The organism is Gluconobacter sp. OJB, assembly GCF_039638275.1.
GTDB classification, from domain to species: domain Bacteria; phylum Pseudomonadota; class Alphaproteobacteria; order Acetobacterales; family Acetobacteraceae; genus Gluconobacter; species Gluconobacter cerevisiae.
In genome coordinates this window covers 2,222,501-2,242,259 of record NZ_JBDIWH010000001.1, presented here as the reverse complement: position 1 = coordinate 2,242,259, position 19,759 = coordinate 2,222,501, and the positions used below count along the sequence as shown (strand labels likewise).

The window sequence follows — 19,759 nt, the reverse complement described above, 5'->3', positions numbered from 1 at the left end:
ATGGGGTCAAAGACCGCCAGAGCAAAACGACCTGATCACAAAAAAACCGCGGCACCGGCACACACCCCCTCAACGCCCTGCAACGTCCAACCCATCTCCTGACGGGCCTGATCAAATGCGGCTGTTGTGGGGGTGGGTTTTCGATGATCTCACAACATCACCTCGGCTGCTCAACCGCCCGAAACAAGGGCACCTGCGAGAACCGCCTGGCGATCCGTCGGGATGTTCTGGAAAAATCCGTGCTCAACGGTCTGCGAACCCTGATGATGGAGCCCGCACTCTTCAAAGAATTCTGTGACGAGTTCACGCGTGAGGTTAACCGTCTGCGGATGGAGCAAGGGGCCGATCTGATCGCTCTAAAATCTGAGCACTCCAAAATCGAGCGTGAACTGGACAAGGCCATTCAGGCTATTCTCGATGGCGTCCCGGGATCACGCCTCAAAGACCGCATCGGTCAACTTGAAGCCCGCAAGGCGGAGATCGAAACACGACTGGCCGACGCGCCTTCCCCGCCGCCTCTGCTGCATCCCAACATGGCGGAGCTGTATCGACAGAAGATCGCGTCTCTCCACGAGAGTCTTCGGAATGAAGTCAGCAGAACACAAACAGCATAAGCGATCCGGTCCCTGATCACGCGGATCAAACTCATTCCAGAGAATGGGGAACTCGGGGTTTTTCTTGAGGGTGATCTTGCAGCAATGCTGGGATTTGCGTCAAACAGGAAGAACGCCATGCATCACCCTGATGCTGGCGTTCTTAGTAAGTTCTTGGTGCAGGATACATTGGTTGCGGGGGTAGGATTTGAACCTACGGCCTTCAGGTTATGAGTTCCAGTCTAATACTTACACAATTACCGCATATGGCCGATTTCTCCACGATAAATGGCGGTTTTCCTTAAGTTTTTACTCTAGATAGGGTACACTTCCCCCTGACCGGGATCGCCTGATTTCGTCCCCAAATGATTCCTATTTGATTCCAGTGATTCCGGCGCTGGAGGCAAGAGCATGGTCAAGATCACGAAACGTTCCGTCGAGGCCGCTGCCAAAACCGGCAAGGAATACTTCCTCTGGGATGACGAGCTTCGCGGCTTCGGTCTCAGGGTCCATCCTTCTGGCCGGAAAATCTACCTCGCCCAGTTCCGCGCTGGCGGACGCATCCGGCGGGTCAACATTGGCCCGCATGGCCCGATCACTCCAGATCAGGCCCGCACCGAGGCGATGAAACATCTGTCCGATGTCCGGCTGGGCAGCGATCCGGGCGCACAGCGCGACCGGCTCCGCGCCGCCGCGACCATGAAGGAGTTCGGCAAGCGGTTCCTCGACGAACACGTCGCCTCTCATTGCAAGCCCTCGACTCAATATGAATATCGCCGCTGCGTGGACCTGTTCATTACCCCCAAGCTCGGAATGCTCAAAGTCATCGACGTGACCCGCGCCGATGTCGTCGAACTGCATCAGGGGTTGAAAGAGACGCCCTATCAGGCCAACCGGGTGCTGGGCGTCTTGTCGATCATGTTCACCCTAGCCGATACGTGGGGCGTTCGGACGGATGGGATCAATCCGTGCTGGAAGGTCAAGCGCTACAGGGAAGTGAAGCGCGAGCGTTACCTGACACCCGATGAACTGGCCCGGCTGGGCAAGGTGCTCCGCGAGGCCGAGGGCGAGCCGGAAGCCGCAACCTGCATTCGCCTGCTCTTGCTCACCGGCTGCCGCCTTGGTGAAATCCAGACGCTGAAATGGGAGTATGTGGACGCCCGAGCGGGCGTCCTGCGCCTGCCGGATTCCAAGACCGGGGCCAAGGTCGTACCTATCGGCAAGGCTGCGCTGGACGTGCTGGCGGACATTCCCCGGATCGAAGGCAATCCTTATGTCATCACAGGGAAAGTGGAGGGCCAGTATCTGACCGACATCCAGAAACCATGGCGGCGGCTGCGCGCGCGGGCTGGACTGGACACGCTACGCATCCACGATCTCCGCCATTCCTTCGCTTCTGATGCGCTCCAGCTTGGCGCGGACCTGACCATGATCGGACGGCTGCTGGGCCATACGCAAGTGCAGACCACCGCGCGGTATGCTCACCTTAAAACTGATCCCGTAAGAGAAACAGCTGACAAAGTGGCACACACCATTATCCAAGCATTGAATTCTTGCGGAAATCCAAGATAACTTTGAATATATTAAGCATAAATGACGAAATTCTACCTATCATCTTCACTAGAAATAATATCTCCGTAACCCGGAGGAAGAACCATCTTGCCCGATGTTTTTTGAGTTGTTCTTTCTGTTATTTCCATTTTATTCCGTCTCTTAATAGCTTTTTGCGTCATCTCACTAGTAAGATCCAATAAACTCAAAATTCCTTGCACAAAAGGCACAGTTCTGAAAATCGTCAAGCTGCCAGAAAAATAAAGCACCGTTGGAAAAATCCAGCCTAAATCTACATGTCTATTCGTTCCGAAAATCGGCAGAACCAATTTCCAAGCCAACGCTTTCCCTGCTATCAAAGCAACGACAGCGATAAAATCCAAAGCCAGCAAAACCACCCAAAATACCATTTGCATCTTCAACGCGCGATGGTATCTATCAGCATCTTCTAATTCCAAACCATCAGGCTTAAGTATACCCGCAGAAAAAATCATTGCCGGAAGAATAACTGCACTTTGAATACTAAAAAATGTTATCAATTCTCCGGTTATATCTTTAACCGCATCATTTTTTAGGTAAATTCCTCCTATAACTGCCAATGCAGTCGACACAAAAAAATCCCACTTCTTTAAGGCCCACCTCATGTTAATGGTCCTTATGGTTCAATTTTTCCGTTTTCAACAAAGTATTCATATGCAGACAGAAGTTTAGCCCTAACATCTATTGGATCAAGAAGATTTCCATTGGATAAAACACGAACCGGAAAACTAAGGCGAATATCTTTCCCCGTTAGACGCCCGCTCTTTCCTATCGCCGTGATTTCTCCTTCCGGCAAATTTCTAAGAGCCTGCTGCATAGGAGCACGACTTACGCGACGTTTTCTCGTTTTATACCCAATGTGGACAGACACATCCAAATCGGCTCCTTCTGGAATGCTTCCAAGCAACTTTTGAACGTCAGCTTCATTGCTCATAATTGCTCGAAGAACATCAATAGCACGATCACCCCATGACCGACGTGCATCGACATCAACGTGCTGATCAACAGCACGTTCCCTTGTTATTCCATCAGGGAGCCGGGCCGGAGCCGCTTCCACTGCCCCAGTACCTCCGATTATAATCTCGCGCACATCATCTAAATTTCCACCAACCTCTTCACTATCGAATTTAGCTGTCAGAATGATATGGCCATCAGACCTCATCTGCTGGGTTCGCTCGCTCAACAACCACGTCATGTACTGTTCAAGATGTTTCGTAGAAAGAGATCTACTTTGGATGGTCATCACGTGATTACCGATAACCAACCAGAACATCATCGAATGAATATATTCGCGCCCTTGCGGTGGAGGTTGCTGTTCTACTGGAAGCATAGCCACGTCTTCTTCATTATGCAGCAATGCCTGCATAAATCCCCTCGTATATATCGTCAGATCACCAAAAAAACTTGTACCATCATCCTGATATATATTCATTAGCAGCGTATCAGAATGGTCCGGCGGAACCTGCCACGCCCGGCGCCTCCAATGCTCGCCGAGAGAACCACCCTCAAATTGATCGGCTATCGCATTCCGAATACTAGCTTCTAAAGTCGCGCCATTGAGCGCTCCGACCGGATCATCCATCCGCCGGTAATGAACAGTAAGGGACTTTCGTTCAGTCATCGCGCTCGACACCTCCAGTTACATTTCTGATGCAGGGCTTTCCGCTCCTTCGCAAGTATCTGGATGAACAAAATCTGATGTGCACAGCAGGTCTGTAACAGACCCGCCCTTATCCTGCGCCCCATTACGCTTTTGGGGTGGAGAAATTCGCGCACATCATATCCTCCACTCCCAGACAGCTTTTTTCCCGTCAGCCTCCCCTTACCGGCACCGCTTCACCCCCGAAGCGGACCGCATCGACAAGGGAGGTTTCCATGACCACGAGACCCGAACCAAAACCGGAACAGCCTCCGGCCCCAGCAACACAGACGCCACCGCGCGCCCTGACCGCACCGGCCCGTATCCAGCGCCCCTATCTGCGCAGTGGCGAAGCCGCCGATCTGATCGGCGTTTCCATCCGCACCCTGGAAAAATACCGCTGCATTGGCGACGGGCCACCATTCCTGAAAATCGGCACCCGTGTCCTCTACGCCCGGCAGGATGTCGAGAACTGGCTGCAACGTCACCGCTGCAACAGCACTTCCGATGAAAATTTTGTCGCCGCACTCCGCAACCGGGCATCATGGAGGAACAGGTCATGACCGACGTAGACGCCTCCGACGACGCCCTGTTCGGCCTGAGCACGGTGGAACTGACCTTCATCCAGAAACGCGTCGAACACTGGCTGCGCTTTGGTCAGCCGGTCTCAGACAAGGTGTTGGACAAGCGCCGCCGTCTGGTCGCCTTCACGCCCGGCAGCGTGTTCGGCTTCATCCGCTGGACCGCCAACGATTACGGGACCGTTGTCTCCTGCTTCGACATCGTGCGCGTGGTGGAACCGGGGGCCGCCTTCCAGACGATACCTTTCGTACGCCCTGGCGGCGAATTGCTGCTCGACGTGTCCGGGTGGCCCAGAGTCCGCCGCGTGCTGGAAGAGATCGACGCCATCGAGGAACTGGGGCTGCACCCCGCCGACATCTGTCCCGATCACTGGCGCGCCCTCAATGGGCGCATCGCCACCAATGTAGCCTCCCGTCCCTATACGCGCGCCATGCACAAGGCATGGCTGGCGCGCAAGAGGCTCGCGTCATGACCCAGCGTTCCGTCTTGGCCGCGACGCTCACCGGGATCGCCATCGTCACGGCGTCGGCGTCTCTGCATGTCGCGCCCCGGCTGTTGTGGAACGAGACGGCCAGCGTTCCCATCGGGCTGTATCGGGTGCAACCCGGTAGCGCCCTGCATGTCGGAGATATCACCGCGATCCGGTTGCCCGACCGGCTGGCGCTACTCTTGTCGTCGCGCGGGTATCTGCCGTTCGGCATCCCGCTTCTGAAGCCCGTTGCGGCCTTGCCGGGGCAAAACGTGTGCCGGGCCAAAGACAGTGTCACAATCGACGGCGACCATGCTGGCGATGCGCTCGACAACGATCATCGCGGACGCCCGTTGCCCGTCTGGCAGGGCTGTCATCGTCTTTCGCCCGGCGAGATTTTCGTCATGAACCCGGCGGAACCGCGCAGCCTCGATGGACGGTATTTCGGCCCGCTTCCAGCAAGCGCCGTGATCGGGCGCGCGGTCCCGCTCTGGCTTCCCGCTTCTCATGCTCCCCACATAAAAGGAGATCGGTCATGATCCATCTTGGCACGTTTACGCACACGACCAACGGGTTTTTCGGGCAGATCACCACCTTCCTTCTGGCCGACGATCTCTCCATCGTTCCGAACGAAAACCGCACATCCGAAAACGCCCCCGATTATCGTGTCCTGCGTGGTCTGGAGGACGGGGCCGCGCAGGTTGGCTGCGCCTGGGTACGACAGAATGAGCGCATCGGCCTGTGGCTGGCCGTGCTGATCGACGACCCGCTGTTTGCTTCTCCGTTGCGTGCCCGGCTGATGCCCGAGCGTGATGGTTCCGACAGTTTCCGGCTGGTCTGGCACCGACCTGATCCGCGTCATGCGTCACGTTAAAAACGCGCTTGGTGTGCTGGTAGTCTGCGGCGGGTTTGCCATCCCCATGCAGACTACCAGCGCCGTGCCATTCGATGCCTATGTCAGCGAGGCGGCCACGCGGGCGAACATCCCGTCCGCATGGATCACGGCGGTGATGCGCGCGGAGAGTCAGGGTGATGCTTCTGCGGTATCACCGAAGGGTGCGATGGGCCTCATGCAGATCATGCCCGACACGTGGCGGGAACTGCGCGCGGCGTTGAAACTGGGGGCCGATGCATACGATCCGCACGACAATATCGTCGCAGGTGGGGCGTATCTTCGCTGGCTGCATGACCGCTACGGCGATGCGGGTTTTCTCGCTGCCTATAATGCTGGTCCCGGAAGGTATGAACAGCTTTTGACAGCAGGAAAAGCGCTGCCCAACGAGACGAGAAAATACGTCGCCAAAGTCATCGGACTGCTGCGTGGGAAGACGGTCAGGGGCGCGGTTTCTGACACGGATTTCGCAGCACGAACGCCACGCGAAACGCCGTTTGGGAGTCCGCTTTTCGTCGGCCCGTTTGCATCCCAAACCGTCGTCCAGAATGCGCTGGAAGTGATGCCTGTTTCTGATCACGTGATGCGATTTGTAGCCCCACCTCATGGCCTGTTCGTCTCCGTTTCGCAAAGGCGCGCGCCATGACGAGGGTTTTACGTCACGGGCGGGGGAAACTGCCATCCTATCGGGAGCGGTTCGGGTGTGCGTCGGAAGTTGGGGGGATCGGGAAACATGAAGGAAAGGGAAGGCAAGATAAAACGGCCTGCCACGGCGGACGGCAAAGCGCGGTCGCGCTTCGTCTTCTGGTGTGCAGGCTGGGTCGGTCGTGTGCAGGGTTTTGGATTATGTGCTGCTTTTCTACGGGGTTTTCCTGCACAGGGAGGTTCTGATGGCCCGTGACGAGGGTTTCCACGTCCGTCCCGGCCGCATCCGGAGCAGAGGCAATGCGGCCCGTCCCCGGAGCTTTCTGGCGCAGGTGCTCCATGCCTCCCGACGCGCGGGCGGAGGCAGTAGCGGCAGCTCCGGAAGGGGAAAAAGTTACGGTCCGCGCTCCAGCCCCTCGACCTTCGGGCGAGGCCATTCCCGGTTTGGCAGAAGCCGCCTGTTCGACGCCCATCGCCGCGTCACCGTCAAGGCCCGCGTGGTGCGACAGACCGGGCGCGGCGCGCGTCCCGGATCGCTGGCCGATCACCTCGCCTACCTACGCCGCGATGGCGTCACCCGTGACGGCGAGAAAGCGCATCTGTTCGGGCCGGATGGTCAGGAGGTGGACGCACAGGATTTTGCCGCGCGCTGCAAAGACGACCGGCATCATTTCCGCTTCATCGTCTCGCCCGAGGACGCGCCGGAGATGGCGGACCTCGACGGCTTCACCTGTGATCTCGTGCAGCAGATGGAAGCCGATCTCGGCGCGCGGCTGGACTGGGCCGCCGTGTCGCACTGGAACACCGACAATCCGCATGTACATCTGCTCGTGCGCGGCGTGGATCAGGCCGGGGCCGATCTGGTGATCGCCCGCGACTATATCAGCCATGGCCTGCGTTCGCGAGCGGAGGATCTGGTGTCGCTGGAGCTTGGCCCGCGTGCCGAACACGAAATCGAAATGGCTCTCCGTCGGGACGTGACGGCGGAGCGCTGGACCCGGCTTGATGCCGAATTGCAGCGTCATGCTGATGATCTGGGGATCGTGGACCTGCGGCCCGGCTCTGGGAGCGCGCGTGGTCTTGAGAATGATGCAATACATCGCACCCTTTTCGCTGGTAGGGCGCAAACGCTTGAGCGCATGGGACTAGCTACGCCGGAAGGATCGGGATGCTGGGCGCTCACGCCCGGCATGGCGGACACGCTGCACGAGATGGGCGCGCGCGGCGACATCATCAAAACCATGCACCGTGCCATGACGAGGCGCGACCATGACAGGGTGATCTCTCCCGGTGATTACGTGATCCCGGGGCACGATCAGCCCATCGCCTTGACGGGGCGGTTGCTGGAACGCGATCTGCACAACGAACTGACCGGCGAAGCCTATGCCGTGATCGACGCCACGGACGGACGCGTGCATCATGTCCGCTTCCCCGGCGTCGAAGCCTTCCGCGACGCCCCGCCCGATGGCGGCATCGTTGAGGTGCGGACCGTCACCGGCAAGAGCAGCTGCAAGGACTATCTGGTGCTGTCCGCGCGTTCCGATCTGGACCTTGCCGCTCAGGTCAAAGCGCCGGGTGCGACATGGCTGGATCATCGGCTGGTGGAACGCCAGCCCATGGACCTCGCCCGTACCGGCTTCGGGGCCGAGGTGCGGCAGGCGATGCAGGAGCGGACCCGGCATCTTGCAGAGCGCGGGCTGGCATCGTTCCAACATGACGGGTCCGCGCGCAATCAGCGCAATCTCCTAGCGACGCTGCGTCAGCAGGAACTGGATCAGGTGGGCGCGAAACTCGCGAAGGAAAGCGGGCTGACTTATGAGCGCAGCATTCCGGGCCACTTTGTCACCGGCCAGTATGTGAAACGTCTCAGCCTGTCCTCGGGGCGCTTCGCCATGATCGACAACGGTCTGGGCTTTCAGCTTGTGCCCTGGGCACCGTCGCTGGAAAAGCAGCACGACCGGCATGTCGATGGCGTCGCCCGCGATGACGGGGGAGTCGACTGGCGACAGGACCGCAAACGCGATCTCGGGATCAGCATGTAAACCACGTTGCCCGTTCCTTTTACGTCATGGCTCGCCCCGATACGACAAACCCGATTTCGATCTTGTTTCTGAAAAAATCGTTCGGTCACATCATGACTTTTCATGGAGGATTTCCATGCGTGACCGCCTGAACGTCTCCCTGCCCGTCGCCATGATCTCGCAGATCGGCGATCTTGCCGCACGCCGGAAGGTGACGCGCTCCGCCGTGGTGGAAGCAGCGGTCGCCTCGCTCCTGTCACCCGACAGTGCTGAGAAAACCGAAGCGGCCCTGACACGGCGGCTGGACCGGCTGACACGCCACATGCAGCGCCAGGAGCGCGACCTGATGATCGCGCTGGAAACCCATGCCCTGTTCATCCGCTTCTGGCTGGGGCAGATGCCGCCCCTGCCCACCGAAGCCCAGGCCGCCGCCAATGCGCTGGGGCAGGAACGCTTCGCCCGGTTTCTGGACACGCTGGGGCGGCGTCTTTCTCAGGGGCGATCCTTCATCCCGCTCGATATTCCCGCCATGCGTCAGGCACCGGGAGGCGAAGCATCGTCCCAACCATAGCCACGCACCAGTTCCACGAAACGCGTCACAACCGGGCTTTCCTCGTGCCCGCGCCAGAAAAGCGTGTAGCGCAGTGCCTCCGCCTCACCATCCGCAAACAACGGACGATACGCGGTTCCTTCCACCGTCAGCCCGGCCGTCCCCTGCGTGACAATCATTACGCTCCCTCGCCAACGAAGCATCGCCAGCAGCCGGTCGATCCCCGCGTCATGCAGCGCGATCCGATCGGACGCCACGCCATGACGCGCGAGCAGATGCAACATCTCCGCCCCCGCTTCCTTGCTCGGCACGAGGAACACACAACCCGCCAACGCCTCCCAGGTGACGATCTCCCGCCGAGCCAGCGGATGATCGGCCGCCATGGCTACCAGTAACCGCTCACGGCCAAGGATCGCCCGCGCCCCCGGCCATCCGCCTTGTCCCGAGGCGACAATCACGGCATCCAACCGCGCCGCCGCCAGGTCCGACAGCAGCCCGTCCCGCGCATCGTCGGTCAACTGAATTTCCACCTCGGGACAGGCCGCCTCGTAATGTGCCAGCAGGCCCGCGATCGGGCCGGCCGCAAAGGAAGTCTGCACGCCCAGCCGCAACGTTCCTGCCTCACCGCGATGGCGCAGACGCAACCGCGTCATCGCCTGATCCATGCTGACCAGCACGCCTGCCGCGATCGTCAGGAACTCCGCGCCCTCTTCCGTGACCTGAGCGCCTTTCTGCGACCGCTCAAAAATCCTGATCCGCGTGCCGTGCTCCAACGCCGTGACCGCGCGGGTCAGCGTCGCCTGATCCAGACCCAGCGCCAAGGCCGCGCGGCGAAAGCTCCGGTGCTCCGCCAGCGCGATCGTCCGACGCAGATCACGAATGCTGAAGCTGCAATCACGCATCATTTATGCGGATTTTTTCGGTTTTAGGCACACAATATTTTATATTCTATCGCTTGCAGATATATTTACTCTAAAATAATCACTTCTATAAGAAATAATATTTGAAGTTGCATAACCACTATCAATAACAAAAATTCTAAATTTATCTCCATTCTTATCTACGCGCACGACAACATGTCCCTGCTTCGATTTCACCAATTTCATGAAGCGACGAGAAACCAGTTCTGCACAAGGTTGAGTGCCGGTTAGGAAAACATCTTTTATTTTTTCACCCGGCCAACCATTGAGCAAACGCTGTAATGGAGCAGGATCGGGATGGCCGACGTCCCACGAAAAGGCAACGTAGGCTTGCGCATCCAGATTCCGGGTAAACCCCTCCCCACAGGCATCGAAGTACGCATGATGATTTGCGACTGCGACATCGACTTTGCCTGTCGCACGGGCTACAGGCGTCTCGGTGTCCAGCCACGGGTATTTCCCGCCACGGGTATCGCAGATAAGGTCTCCCCCCGAATAATAGGAAAAGTTCCCATATTCGAGACGAAACGCCATGGACAGCGCGTTCTCGTCGGGCCGCACGCCTCTGTCTTGATCGGATCTGCCTTCGGCAAAAACATAACGGACCCGATTGTGATCGCGATCCCAGACGTACCCGTTCGCACCAATGAACCGAAGCGAGAACGCTGGGAAGCCCGCCGCCGATTGCCCTAGCCGTATCTGTTCATCCAACCCGACGGCTGGCGCTTCGATAACACGTCCCTCTCTTTGCTTGGACGCCAGAAATGCCCTCCAGTTTTTTGCGAACGGCATGTCCGGGGGAGCATATTCGGATGGCGCCACCCGTGGGAAAGCTGCACAGCGATCGACGAAGCGCCGAATAGGGACTACCGCGTCAACATCGCTGATTCCCGTAAGTCGATAACTCCGATCTGCGTTCCAGGGAGAATCTGCTGTGACATCGCCGACGTGATCGGGATGTACATGCGTTGCCACGCAATAATCCAGTGTCGAGACGCCGTTTGCCTTGAGATATTCCGCCACCCACTGCCCGGCGCGCTTTGTCGTGTTCGGCCGTGTCGGCGAAGACGTTTCGAACGATTCCGCGCTGGCCCCGCAGTCGACGAGGATAGACGTTCCATCAGGTGCGACAATCAGCGTCGCGTTTCCGCGAGCCGTGTCGATATGATGAATATCCATCTCTCCGTCCTTGCGGGGAGGCAGAGTGCCCAAGCCACGTTGACGACTCAACGCCGTTGACGCGGCGCGCACCGTCTCATGACATGTAGCCAGACTCATCGTCGCCCCGATCAAACCACGGCGTGTAATTTTATCAGTCATGGTTCAAAACCCCGCTGAAAGCGTTACCGACGCCACAAACGGCGGCTGAAGATAATACGCAGGAGCCCTTCCCGAAATCGTACTCCCATAGACGCCCTTTGTTGCTTTTGCATTTGTCTGGAACGTATAGACACCATTTCTGAAATGCGCGCCCGTCAGATTGGACATATTGACCTGTATTTGAGGCGATTTCACGATGCCAAGGTTCGGCAAGCGATAGCCGAGCGCGATCGAGTCCGTGATATAGCCGGGAATTTTGTTATCATCCATGAAGGTAGAATACTGGCTTCCGATGTACTTGATCTGTCCGTTGAAAAAGAATTTGCCATCGTCGTAATCAAGACCAAATGCCGCTTGCACCTTTGGGCTTTGGATCTGTATTTTTCCCTTTGTGGGGAGATAATCGACCACTGTCTTCTCATTCAGGGTGCCGGTCGTTTGGATGTTATTGCCGATGCGCGCATCAAGATATTCGAAAGACACATAGGGCCGCAGATGATACAGGATGGGACGTGTCGCCACTTGGATGTCTACCCCACGGGAGGTCTGTCCTCCGGCGTTGACCGTCCGCATGTAGGTTGACCCGTTGTCGTAGTACAGTAGAGACAACTGCCTGTTGGTAAGATTGTAGTTGAAGAACGAAATCGACCCGGAAACTACCTTTCCAGAATATCGATATCCGATTTCTTCGGCAATCGAGTACTCCGGCTGCGACGATCCGCCTACTTGTGAAAGGCTGGCAGACATATTGTTTCGATAGTCCACGAGCGACGTATTGCTCGGCATCCTGAAATTCGTGGTCCCGTTTATATAGATCTGATGCTCTTTATTGAACCGCCAACTGGCCCCCACCGAAGGAAGCGGAAGAGCGGTGTGGAGATTCCGGTTATAAGTTGTTCCCGGAACGTAATTATAGGTCCGCCGTGTCACCATGGCTTCTTTGAAACCGAGATCGATATGCAGACGATCATTGAAATAATTCATGCTGTCACCGAGGAACAGCATGTTCGCCTGCGTCAGAGTAAGGATATTTCGATACGAATAAGGCCTTCCGTTGGGAAGCGTATACAAACCCTGTGTGCCCCAAATGTCATAAGGCTCGCCGGTCGACTGATTAACTCTTGCGAGGGAGGAAGCCGCAACCTCGTTGGAGTATTCATACCACCAGCCGATTTCGAAAATGTTATGATTGTCGACGTGCCAACGCAGCTTCAGCGTGTTTCCTGGCCGCAGTTGCACCGATGTGCCGGGAACAAACACCACTGCGGACGAGCCTGTACCATTGAGCGTCACGTCAGCTTTTTGGCCGCCATAATAGAGGTTGCTGCTATTGGCGAACAATCCTCCGCTGCCCGATCCTGAGCCGTACCAGATATAAGGCGTTTCATCGATCGAAAGACTCGGAGTCACGGCGACGTGGATAGGGGCCGAGGCGATGACGTCACGGAAGGGATTAACATACAGCTTGTAATACTTCGCGCCAGTTGCATTCGCCCCTGCGTAGCTCGGAGTATAATTATTGCTATAACCAGACTGCTCGTAAGCGGTAAGAGACGGGTAAAGATAATTGTCATTGGTCTGATCGTTATAAGACACCATCAAACCAATGCTCGATCCGGACTCGAATTCCTTGATCGCCTTGAAATCATAATGAAATTTTTCAGCGCCACCGGCACCTCGCCAGTTGTCGGCCGTCGTATGACTGAAAGAAAACATTCCGCGCACGCCGGTATTGCCAATTTCGCCGGAGTTGAGCCGTATGAATTGGCGCTTCATATCGTAAGCACCGAACGAGACGTCCATGAGCGCGCCGCGCTTCTGAGTCGGCGAGCACATTGTGGCCTTGACGAGACCTCCAGCCGCATTAACGGTCGGTGAGTCGAGATCCACCCCACCGGGAATCAGACTGACCGAACAGAGATCTTCCGCTTCCAGAACTTCCTGAGCGTAAAATCCTCCACCGCCTATGTCATTCAGCGGCACTCCATCCAGGGTCCAGCCGATATCGGTCTGAGCGAACCCGCGAACGTTGGCCGCGCCATTATACAGCCCGTACGGGTCGGTATTCGAGATGTTGGCGCCCGGTAGCATTGTAAGAAGCTGCTGAATATTATTGGTCGGAGACTGCTTGGCAATATATTCGCGCGTCACTTCCTGAACGGCTCTCGCCTCGGTCTGGGCGGGGAGTAAGCCTGCACCTGGCGTCCGTCCCCGATTGGTGCGTGCCACAACAGTGATCTGTTCAGGAACGGATGCATTCGTGTTTATTGGCGCCGTCTTGTGCGCCGAGACCTTCTGAGCCGCTGGCCTCGGAGGACGCGGGTTGCGGCTTTCCGTGGTATCGGCCTGGGCGGTACCGCTCCATGCCACCACGGGCGCAATCGCCCCGATACCGAGCAAAAGGGATAGAAAGCGAGTGTCTATTCGGCGGGTCATCGAACACCATCCATCAAGTTAGGGTGTGGGCGCAGGGCGCAAGATCACCGATCTCTCAACGTCAAGTCTCGTCTGACTGGATGTTTCTTTTCGTATTTTGATTACCATGCGGCACGATTACCACTGTTTATTAACCACGATTGATATACGACGCTCCTTCGGACCATTTGTTAACGGTCATTTATTAAACAAAACTGTCATATTTCTTCTGCTTGTACTAAATTCTTGGATTTCCACTTAAACGCGATATCGCCTCTTGCAGATTCGCATCCATTGGTCATGGTCGGATGCTCGCGTCCGATACAACATGGCGCATGCTTTCGGCATCTCTCCCTCAGAGGCGAACCATCGTGCGCAGTTCAACCCCACCCCGATCGCGGGGACGCGAAAGTGCTTGGTTCCCCTTCGCAATTGGCCGCCGCCTTGGACGTTTCAGTGCGGAGCGCAAAGCCATAAGCGTAGCCGCAAAACTGGCGACGGTCATCGGCATTGCGGGGATAGGCGCGCTGTTATTCCTGATCGATCGTCCGTATCGCATTGCCCCTGTGATCGGGGGAACGGTTGATCTCTCCTCGTGGGATTGCCGCAGCCCGGTTGCATTGGATGGGGAGTGGCAAGCTATAGGAAACACACTTGCCGGCTTAACCGCCTCCTCACGCGCCAGACCTTTCTCGCCTTTCGGTTGGACCTTGATGCAGGTCCCCGGGTTTTGGCGGCAAGCGCCGAACCTAAATCTTTCCGATGGCCGAGGCGCCGTCACCTATCGGCTGACGGCCACGCTGCCTGTAGACTGCGAACGGATCATTCTTGAGGTGCCCGACCCCAGATCGGCCCTGAACATCTGGGCGGATGGAGAGTTGCTGGCCTCGATCGGCCACCCGTCTCTCTCGGCGGACCACGAACAAGCACGTGCATTAACGGGAATCGCTCCGATCAGGGTCGTCGGACAGAGGACGGCGATAGCCATCGAGGTTTCCAACCACCAGAACGAAATGGGCGGCATTGCGAAACATGTTCTGCTCGGTGGCGACTTCGTCATGCGTCAGAGGCGGGAAGGGGAGTTGGTCGGCGCAGCCCTGATTGCAGGTGCCCTTTTGTCGATGCTGGTCTTTACCATGGCTTTCGGCAGGGCGGACGATGCGCGCGGCTCATTCTGGCTCGCGTGTCTTCTGTGCATTTTCATCATTCGGGAAGTATGCACGACCGGACTTTTACCGAAGATGGTGAGCAGCGTCGATTCTGATGTCGTTTATCGATTGGAGATGCTGTGCGTCTTTCTGGTTTGGCCGCTCTACTCTCGTGTCCTTCGAGATGAATTGAGGAATTCCGGACCACCTTTGATCGGATGGATTATCGATCTTGCAAGCCTGTCTGGCACAATTGCGATTTGTACACTTCCGGAAAATCTCTTTATGGGTCATGATTTCTATAACTTTTTTTATTCGGCCTCGTGCGCGATATATTTCCTTTTCGTCCTAATGCTTTCTGAAATCCGCAATGAACGCGGCTCGATCATTCTGACCTGTGGCCTGGTCATCTTTATCGAGATGATGCTTCATGACTTCGTCGAATATCGAAAATACATGCCGGTAACCGAGCTCGCGCCAACCGGCGCTCTGATCCTGATGTGCGCGCATGTCGCACTCAAGGGAAGGCAGTTCTCGACAGCGCTCGCTCACGCACGGAATCTTTCCGTCGATTTGGCCGCCGCAAACAGGACACTCGACGCCCGCGTGCAAGAACGTACCGTCGCGCTTAGCGCCGCGATCGAGGGGCTCGAGCACGCCAAGGTCCAAGCCGAGCGAACACTCCAGATTCGCACACGCTTCCTATCCCATCTGAGCCATGAGGTCCGGAACCCGCTCAACGTCATTCTCGGCACCGCGACGCTGTTGCGGCGCCGACTGCTAGACAAGGAGATGGCTGCGTCGCTTGATACCATCAGGAGCATCGGCAGCAAGCTCGTCGCTTTGTTGGATGATATTCTCGATATGGCTCGACTCGAATCGAACGCCACACACTTGCGGTCGGAACCATTCGATCCTGGCGCTCTTCTCAAGGAACTGTCGGACATCCATGCGTCACAATGTGCGGGGAAAAATCTCCTTTTCGAGAGTCGGATCGCCTGCGCCGACGTCACGTTGGAAGGTGATGCTCCCCGTATTCATCAAATCTTGTCCAATATCCTCAACAATGCTGTGAAATTCACACTGTCCGGCACGGTCGAGATGGTGGCCCGTGTCGAAATCATATCCCCTGACAGATCGTCGTTTCATGTGGAGATCGCTGACACGGGGCCAGGAATCGCCGCCACCGACATGGATCGTATCTTCGAAGAGTTCGGGCGAGGCGAGCGGACGCAAAATTTTTCGGGCGCGGGTCTCGGTCTCGCGATCTCGAAGCAACTCGCACGCGCGATGGGAGGCGATATTTCGGTTGGCACCAAACCGACCGGTGGAAGTATATTTCGCTTCGAGGTCGCTCTCCCGTGGCGGAAGAAGGAGGGCGGCGGGGCAACGGACGGCACTGCATGGGAGCCCATAGGGACCGGGGTGACGATCATGATCGTCGATGACAGTCCCGAGGCACGAATCATGATGTCCGACTATCTCGCTCTTTTGGGCTTTTCCTGCGTTTGCGCCGATTCGGCTCCCCAATGCGTCGCCGAATTGGAACGCACCGACGTCGATGTCATCCTCCTTGACATGAACCTGGGCAGTACGTCGGGATTGGAGGTACTTTCGGCATTGCGACAGCACACATCCCCTGTGGCAGCCCTCACGCCTGTCATCGCGGTCACGGCCAGCGTGATGGCGGAGGACGTCGAGGCCTATCTCGCCGCGGGCGTGGATAGCGTGGTGGCCAAGCCGGTGAATTTTGACGAATTGCTCGATGCGCTTAGGCTGGTGCTCGGAAACGGGGATCTTTCACCTTCCTATCAGGACAGTATAGCCCGGCAAGCGATCAGGCGAGCTGCCCCCGCTTTTGCGCACACTTGCATCGAATGTGCCCTTGACGTGGAGGACGCCCGGTCGGTCGGCGACATGACGCGCATGAGGCGAGCCGTCCATCGCCTGAAGGGGAGCGCGGCCACTTTCGGCTATCGCGAACTCGAAAACTGCTGCGATCGGGTGGAACACGCGATCAAGACCGACACGACAGACGGTTTCTTGCTCGATCGCCTGCAACTCGTCCTGAAATCGGTCATCCGTACCCTTCAGAATACGGCAGATGGCGGCAGGAAAGTGGAACGATGAACAACCGGGCTTTGTCGATTCTCGTCGCCGACGATGTCCCAGAGATCGTCGAGTTGATGTCTGACTATCTGAGAGCGTGTGGTCATCAGGTCCAATCGGTGCTGTCTCTGAGCGAGCTTGAGGAGATATGGTCCACGGTCTATGCCGATATCGTCATTCTCGACATCGTATTTCAAGATGGCGATGGACGTGAAATGGCCGAAAGACTCCGCATCCAGGATGAGGCCGGCCTGATCTATGTGACGTCGAAGGACAGTCAGAGCGACCGGGTCAGAGCGCTGGACGACGGCGGCGATGATTACATCACCAAGCCGATCAATCTTAGAGAACTCGCCGCCCGTGTGAGATCCGTCGCCCGACGTCGGGCGAAAGAGGCCGTTCTCAAGGCAAGGCCGAGAGTGCCAATCGGAGAACATCACATCAATCTGGTCATGCGCCAGATCGAAGGGAAAAGCGCCGAAGCAGTCCCCCTTACGGGCGGCGAATTCGCTCTGCTCCTTCTTTTGCTCTCAAAGGCAGGCGCTCCATGCAGTCGGGACGAACTCGCTGAAGCAATCTCTGCAGGCTCGGCAACCAGTCCCAACACGCGAACTGTCGACGTTATCGTCGCGAGACTGCGGCACAAAACAGTTCCCTTGGGTAAAGCTTTCCCAGAGATTTTGACGATCCGGAACCAAGGCTATGCGTTACGTACGCAAATCGTCCGATGATTGGCTATAGGCTGAAGAAGTTCTTCCTCCATCTTCGTGCCCTCAAACCCACGAGAGCCCCGCCCCGCGCGCGTCTGCTACGCTGGAATTCGCTTCCGGATGATTCCTATATGATTCCAGTTGTGGGTGTGGAAACGCTTAGGCCGCCCTACGGGCGGCCTAAGCGTTTGATATTAAACGAAATTCACGGTTGCGGGGGCAGGATTTGAACCTGCGGCCTTCAGGTTATGAGCCTGACGAGCTACCGGGCTGCTCCACCCCGCGGTGGTGTGATTGATGTTGGTTTTTTGGGTTATGTGAGTGGGCTGGGGGACCTGGCGGCGACCGACTTTTCCGCACCTTAAGGTGCAGTATCATAGGCGCTGAGGGATTTCACGGCCGAGTTCGGGATGGGATCGGGTGTAGGGCCCTCGCAATGGCCACCAGGTCTTCCAGCCCACCCTGTCTTTTGAGAGAGGGTGGAGGTTGGTGCGGTGTGAAGAGAGTGTGGCTGATTTCTGTGCATGTGTTTTGATGTGAGAAGTATGAGCGATTAGGACCGGTTAGCTGCATGCATTACTGCACTTTCACACCCGGCCTATCAACGTGATGGTCTTTCACGGCTCTATGAGACCTAGTTTTGAGGTGGGTTTCCCGCTTAGATGCTTTCAGCGGTTATCCCGTCCATACTTAGCTACCCGGCTGTGCCACTGGCGTGACAACCGGTGCACCAGAGGTATGTTCATCCCGGTCCTCTCGTACTAGGGACAAATCCTCTCAAGTCTCTTACACCCACGGCAGATAGGGACCGAACTGTCTCACGACGTTCTAAACCCAGCTCACGTACCACTTTAATCGGCGAACAGCCGAACCCTTGGGACCTGCTCCAGCCCCAGGATGTGATGAGCCGACATCGAGGTGCCAAACCTCCCCGTCGATGTGGACTCTTGGGGGAGATCAGCCTGTTATCCCTAGAGTACCTTTTATCCGTTGAGCGATGGCCCGTCCACGTGGGACCACCGGATCACTATGGCCGACTTTCGTCTCTGATCGAGCTGTCACTCTCACAGTCAGGCGGGCTTATGCCATTGCACTCGACAGCCGGTTTCCGACCGGCCTGAGCCCACCATCGCGCGCCTCCGTTACACTTTGGGAGGCGACCGCCCCAGTCAAACTGCCCACCATGCAGGGTCCCGGACCAGGCTTACTGGTCTCGGTTAGACATCAGAAAAATTCAGGGTCGTATTTCAAGGATGGCTCCACCTGAGCTGGCGCCCGGGCTTCAAAGCCTCCGACCTATCCTACACAGAATGTCTCTGATGCCACTGCAAAGCTGCAGTAAAGGTTCATAGGGTCTTTCCGTCTGACCGCGGGTACCCCGCATCTTCACGGGGAATTCAATTTCGCTGAGTCGATGCTGGAGACAGTGGGGAAGTCGTTACGCCATTCGTGCAGGTCGGAACTTACCCGACAAGGAATTTCGCTACCTTAGGACCGTTATAGTTACGGCCGCCGTTTACCGGGGCTTCAATTCAGTGCTTGCACACCTCCTCTTAACCTTCCGGCACCGGGCAGGCGTCAGGCCCTATACGTCATCTCACGATTTCGCAGAGCCCTGTGTTTTTACTAAACAGTCGCTACCCCCTGGTCTGTGCCACCCGTCCATGGTTGCCCACGAGCGGGTCTCGTTTATCCCGAAGTTACACGAGCAATTTGCCTAGTTCCTTCAGCATCGTTCTCTCAAGCGCCTTGGTATTCTCTACCAGTCCACCTGTGTCGGTTTCGGGTACGGTCTATACGCCAGAGCTATTTCCTGGAATGATTGAAAAGCCTGTTCAATCCGTTAAGGACAGACAACATCTCTCATTCGTCACTTCTGGCAGGCCCAGTAATATTAAACTGGTTCCCATCGACTACGGCTCTCGCCCTCGCCTTAGGGGCCGGCTCACCCTGCGTGGATTAACCTTGCGCAGGAACCCTTGGACTTTCGGCGACAGTGTTTCTCGCACTGTTTGTCGCTACTCATGTCAGCATTCGCACTTCCGATATCTCCAGAGAGGGTCACCCCGTCTCCTTCGCAGACTTACGGAACGCTCCGCTACCGCGCATTCTAAAGAATGCACCCACAGCTTCGGCACGTGGCTTGAGCCCCGTTA

The 19,759-nt window shown here is 56.9% G+C and carries 16 protein-coding genes, 1 tRNA gene and 2 rRNA genes (1 of these 19 only partly in view); 11 read left to right on the top strand and 8 right to left on the bottom strand.

What is annotated here, in order from left to right; translation table 11 throughout:
- Window positions 1-143: 143 nt before the first annotated feature.
- Window positions 144-614, top strand: a complete 471-nt coding sequence (locus tag ABDK74_RS10375) for a hypothetical protein (protein WP_346003731.1) — start codon at window positions 144-146, stop codon at window positions 612-614.
- 390 nt (window positions 615-1,004) lie between these two features.
- Entirely contained in the window at window positions 1,005-2,165 is a 1,161-nt protein-coding gene (locus ABDK74_RS10370) for a site-specific integrase (RefSeq protein WP_346003730.1), read from the top strand.
- Between the two features lie 32 nt (window positions 2,166-2,197).
- Here ABDK74_RS10370 and ABDK74_RS10365 read toward each other — a convergent pair whose 3' ends face one another.
- On the bottom strand, window positions 2,198-2,755 hold the full coding sequence (locus ABDK74_RS10365) for a hypothetical protein (RefSeq protein WP_346003729.1): 558 nt from the start codon (window positions 2,753-2,755) through the stop codon (window positions 2,198-2,200).
- A gap of 44 nt (window positions 2,756-2,799) precedes the next feature.
- Window positions 2,800-3,804, bottom strand: a complete 1,005-nt coding sequence (locus tag ABDK74_RS10360; protein WP_346003728.1) for a hypothetical protein — start codon at window positions 3,802-3,804, stop codon at window positions 2,800-2,802.
- A gap of 254 nt (window positions 3,805-4,058) precedes the next feature.
- On the opposite strand from ABDK74_RS10360, the gene ABDK74_RS10355 reads away from it, so the two are divergent.
- The 7 genes from ABDK74_RS10355 to ABDK74_RS10325 all read left to right on the top strand — a co-directional run bounded on the left by ABDK74_RS10355 (window position 4,059) and on the right by ABDK74_RS10325 (window position 9,002).
- Window positions 4,059-4,385, top strand: a complete 327-nt coding sequence (locus ABDK74_RS10355; protein WP_346003727.1) for a helix-turn-helix domain-containing protein — start codon at window positions 4,059-4,061, stop codon at window positions 4,383-4,385.
- Window positions 4,382-4,876 (top strand): DUF2840 domain-containing protein, encoded by a 495-nt coding sequence (locus tag ABDK74_RS10350; protein ID WP_346003726.1) that lies wholly within the window; start codon window positions 4,382-4,384, stop codon window positions 4,874-4,876. The genes ABDK74_RS10355 and ABDK74_RS10350 overlap by 4 nt, the downstream gene beginning before the upstream one ends.
- Window positions 4,873-5,412, top strand: a complete 540-nt coding sequence (locus tag ABDK74_RS10345; protein WP_346003725.1) for a S26 family signal peptidase — start codon at window positions 4,873-4,875, stop codon at window positions 5,410-5,412. Before ABDK74_RS10350 ends, ABDK74_RS10345 begins: the two co-directional genes overlap by 4 nt.
- Entirely contained in the window at window positions 5,409-5,747 is a 339-nt protein-coding gene (locus ABDK74_RS10340; protein WP_346003724.1) for a DUF736 domain-containing protein, read from the top strand. Before ABDK74_RS10345 ends, ABDK74_RS10340 begins: the two co-directional genes overlap by 4 nt.
- 46 nt (window positions 5,748-5,793) lie before the next feature.
- Complete coding sequence (locus tag ABDK74_RS10335; protein ID WP_346004209.1) at window positions 5,794-6,411, top strand: lytic transglycosylase domain-containing protein; 618 nt, start codon at window positions 5,794-5,796, stop codon at window positions 6,409-6,411.
- A gap of 244 nt (window positions 6,412-6,655) precedes the next feature.
- Window positions 6,656-8,452, top strand: coding sequence for a DUF3363 domain-containing protein (locus ABDK74_RS10330; protein WP_346003723.1), 1,797 nt, complete (start codon window positions 6,656-6,658; stop codon window positions 8,450-8,452).
- Between the two features lie 115 nt (window positions 8,453-8,567).
- Window positions 8,568-9,002: a CopG family transcriptional regulator gene (locus ABDK74_RS10325; protein ID WP_346003722.1), complete on the top strand. Its 435-nt coding sequence runs from the start codon at window positions 8,568-8,570 to the stop codon at window positions 9,000-9,002.
- Here ABDK74_RS10325 and ABDK74_RS10320 read toward each other — a convergent pair.
- The 3 genes from ABDK74_RS10320 to ABDK74_RS10310 all read right to left on the bottom strand — a co-directional run bounded on the left by ABDK74_RS10320 (window position 8,966) and on the right by ABDK74_RS10310 (window position 13,657).
- The gene (locus ABDK74_RS10320) at window positions 8,966-9,886 is read right to left on the bottom strand and encodes a LysR family transcriptional regulator (protein ID WP_346003721.1); all 921 of its coding nucleotides are present in this window, start codon (window positions 9,884-9,886) and stop codon (window positions 8,966-8,968) included. The genes ABDK74_RS10325 and ABDK74_RS10320 overlap by 37 nt on opposite strands.
- Before the next feature lie 36 nt (window positions 9,887-9,922).
- Entirely contained in the window at window positions 9,923-11,080 is a 1,158-nt protein-coding gene (locus tag ABDK74_RS10315; protein ID WP_346003720.1) for an MBL fold metallo-hydrolase, read from the bottom strand.
- A 144-nt stretch (window positions 11,081-11,224) separates the two neighbouring features.
- Window positions 11,225-13,657 carry a TonB-dependent receptor gene (locus tag ABDK74_RS10310; RefSeq protein WP_346003719.1) on the bottom strand — a complete coding sequence of 811 codons (2,433 nt, stop codon included), beginning with the start codon at window positions 13,655-13,657 and terminating at the stop codon, window positions 11,225-11,227.
- A 350-nt stretch (window positions 13,658-14,007) separates the two neighbouring features.
- Here ABDK74_RS10310 and ABDK74_RS10305 point away from each other — a divergent pair, with 350 nt between their 5' ends.
- Window positions 14,008-16,914 carry an ATP-binding protein gene (locus tag ABDK74_RS10305; RefSeq protein ID WP_346003718.1) on the top strand — a complete coding sequence of 969 codons (2,907 nt, stop codon included), beginning with the start codon at window positions 14,008-14,010 and terminating at the stop codon, window positions 16,912-16,914.
- Window positions 16,911-17,624 (top strand): response regulator transcription factor, encoded by a 714-nt coding sequence (locus ABDK74_RS10300; RefSeq protein ID WP_346003717.1) that lies wholly within the window; start codon window positions 16,911-16,913, stop codon window positions 17,622-17,624. Before ABDK74_RS10305 ends, ABDK74_RS10300 begins: the two co-directional genes overlap by 4 nt.
- Before the next feature lie 190 nt (window positions 17,625-17,814).
- On the opposite strand, the gene ABDK74_RS10295 is transcribed toward ABDK74_RS10300, so the two are convergent.
- The 3 genes from ABDK74_RS10295 to ABDK74_RS10285 all read right to left on the bottom strand — a co-directional run.
- A tRNA-Met gene (locus ABDK74_RS10295) sits at window positions 17,815-17,888 on the bottom strand.
- 48 nt (window positions 17,889-17,936) lie between these two features.
- Window positions 17,937-18,051, bottom strand: a 5S ribosomal RNA gene (rrf, locus tag ABDK74_RS10290).
- Between the two features lie 85 nt (window positions 18,052-18,136).
- Window positions 18,137-19,759, bottom strand: a 23S ribosomal RNA gene (locus ABDK74_RS10285); it runs 1,114 nt beyond the window's last position.

Bases quoted from the DNA above. Each gene is read 5' to 3' on its own strand.
- ABDK74_RS10375 (WP_346003731.1), top strand. From the start codon at position 144: ATGATCTCACAACATCACCTCGGCTGCTCAACCGCCCGAAACAAGGGC.
- ABDK74_RS10370 (WP_346003730.1), top strand. From the start codon at position 1,005: ATGGTCAAGATCACGAAACGTTCCGTCGAGGCCGCTGCCAAAACCGGC.
- ABDK74_RS10360 (WP_346003728.1), bottom strand. From the start codon at position 3,804: ATGACTGAACGAAAGTCCCTTACTGTTCATTACCGGCGGATGGATGAT.
- ABDK74_RS10355 (WP_346003727.1), top strand. From the start codon at position 4,059: ATGACCACGAGACCCGAACCAAAACCGGAACAGCCTCCGGCCCCAGCA.
- ABDK74_RS10350 (WP_346003726.1), top strand. From the start codon at position 4,382: ATGACCGACGTAGACGCCTCCGACGACGCCCTGTTCGGCCTGAGCACG.
- ABDK74_RS10345 (WP_346003725.1), top strand. From the start codon at position 4,873: ATGACCCAGCGTTCCGTCTTGGCCGCGACGCTCACCGGGATCGCCATC.
- ABDK74_RS10340 (WP_346003724.1), top strand. From the start codon at position 5,409: ATGATCCATCTTGGCACGTTTACGCACACGACCAACGGGTTTTTCGGG.
- ABDK74_RS10335 (WP_346004209.1), top strand. From the start codon at position 5,794: ATGCAGACTACCAGCGCCGTGCCATTCGATGCCTATGTCAGCGAGGCG.
- ABDK74_RS10330 (WP_346003723.1), top strand. From the start codon at position 6,656: ATGGCCCGTGACGAGGGTTTCCACGTCCGTCCCGGCCGCATCCGGAGC.
- ABDK74_RS10325 (WP_346003722.1), top strand. From the start codon at position 8,568: ATGCGTGACCGCCTGAACGTCTCCCTGCCCGTCGCCATGATCTCGCAG.
- ABDK74_RS10320 (WP_346003721.1), bottom strand. From the start codon at position 9,886: ATGATGCGTGATTGCAGCTTCAGCATTCGTGATCTGCGTCGGACGATC.
- ABDK74_RS10315 (WP_346003720.1), bottom strand. From the start codon at position 11,080: ATGGATATTCATCATATCGACACGGCTCGCGGAAACGCGACGCTGATT.
- ABDK74_RS10310 (WP_346003719.1), bottom strand. From the start codon at position 13,657: ATGACCCGCCGAATAGACACTCGCTTTCTATCCCTTTTGCTCGGTATC.
- ABDK74_RS10300 (WP_346003717.1), top strand. From the start codon at position 16,911: ATGAACAACCGGGCTTTGTCGATTCTCGTCGCCGACGATGTCCCAGAG.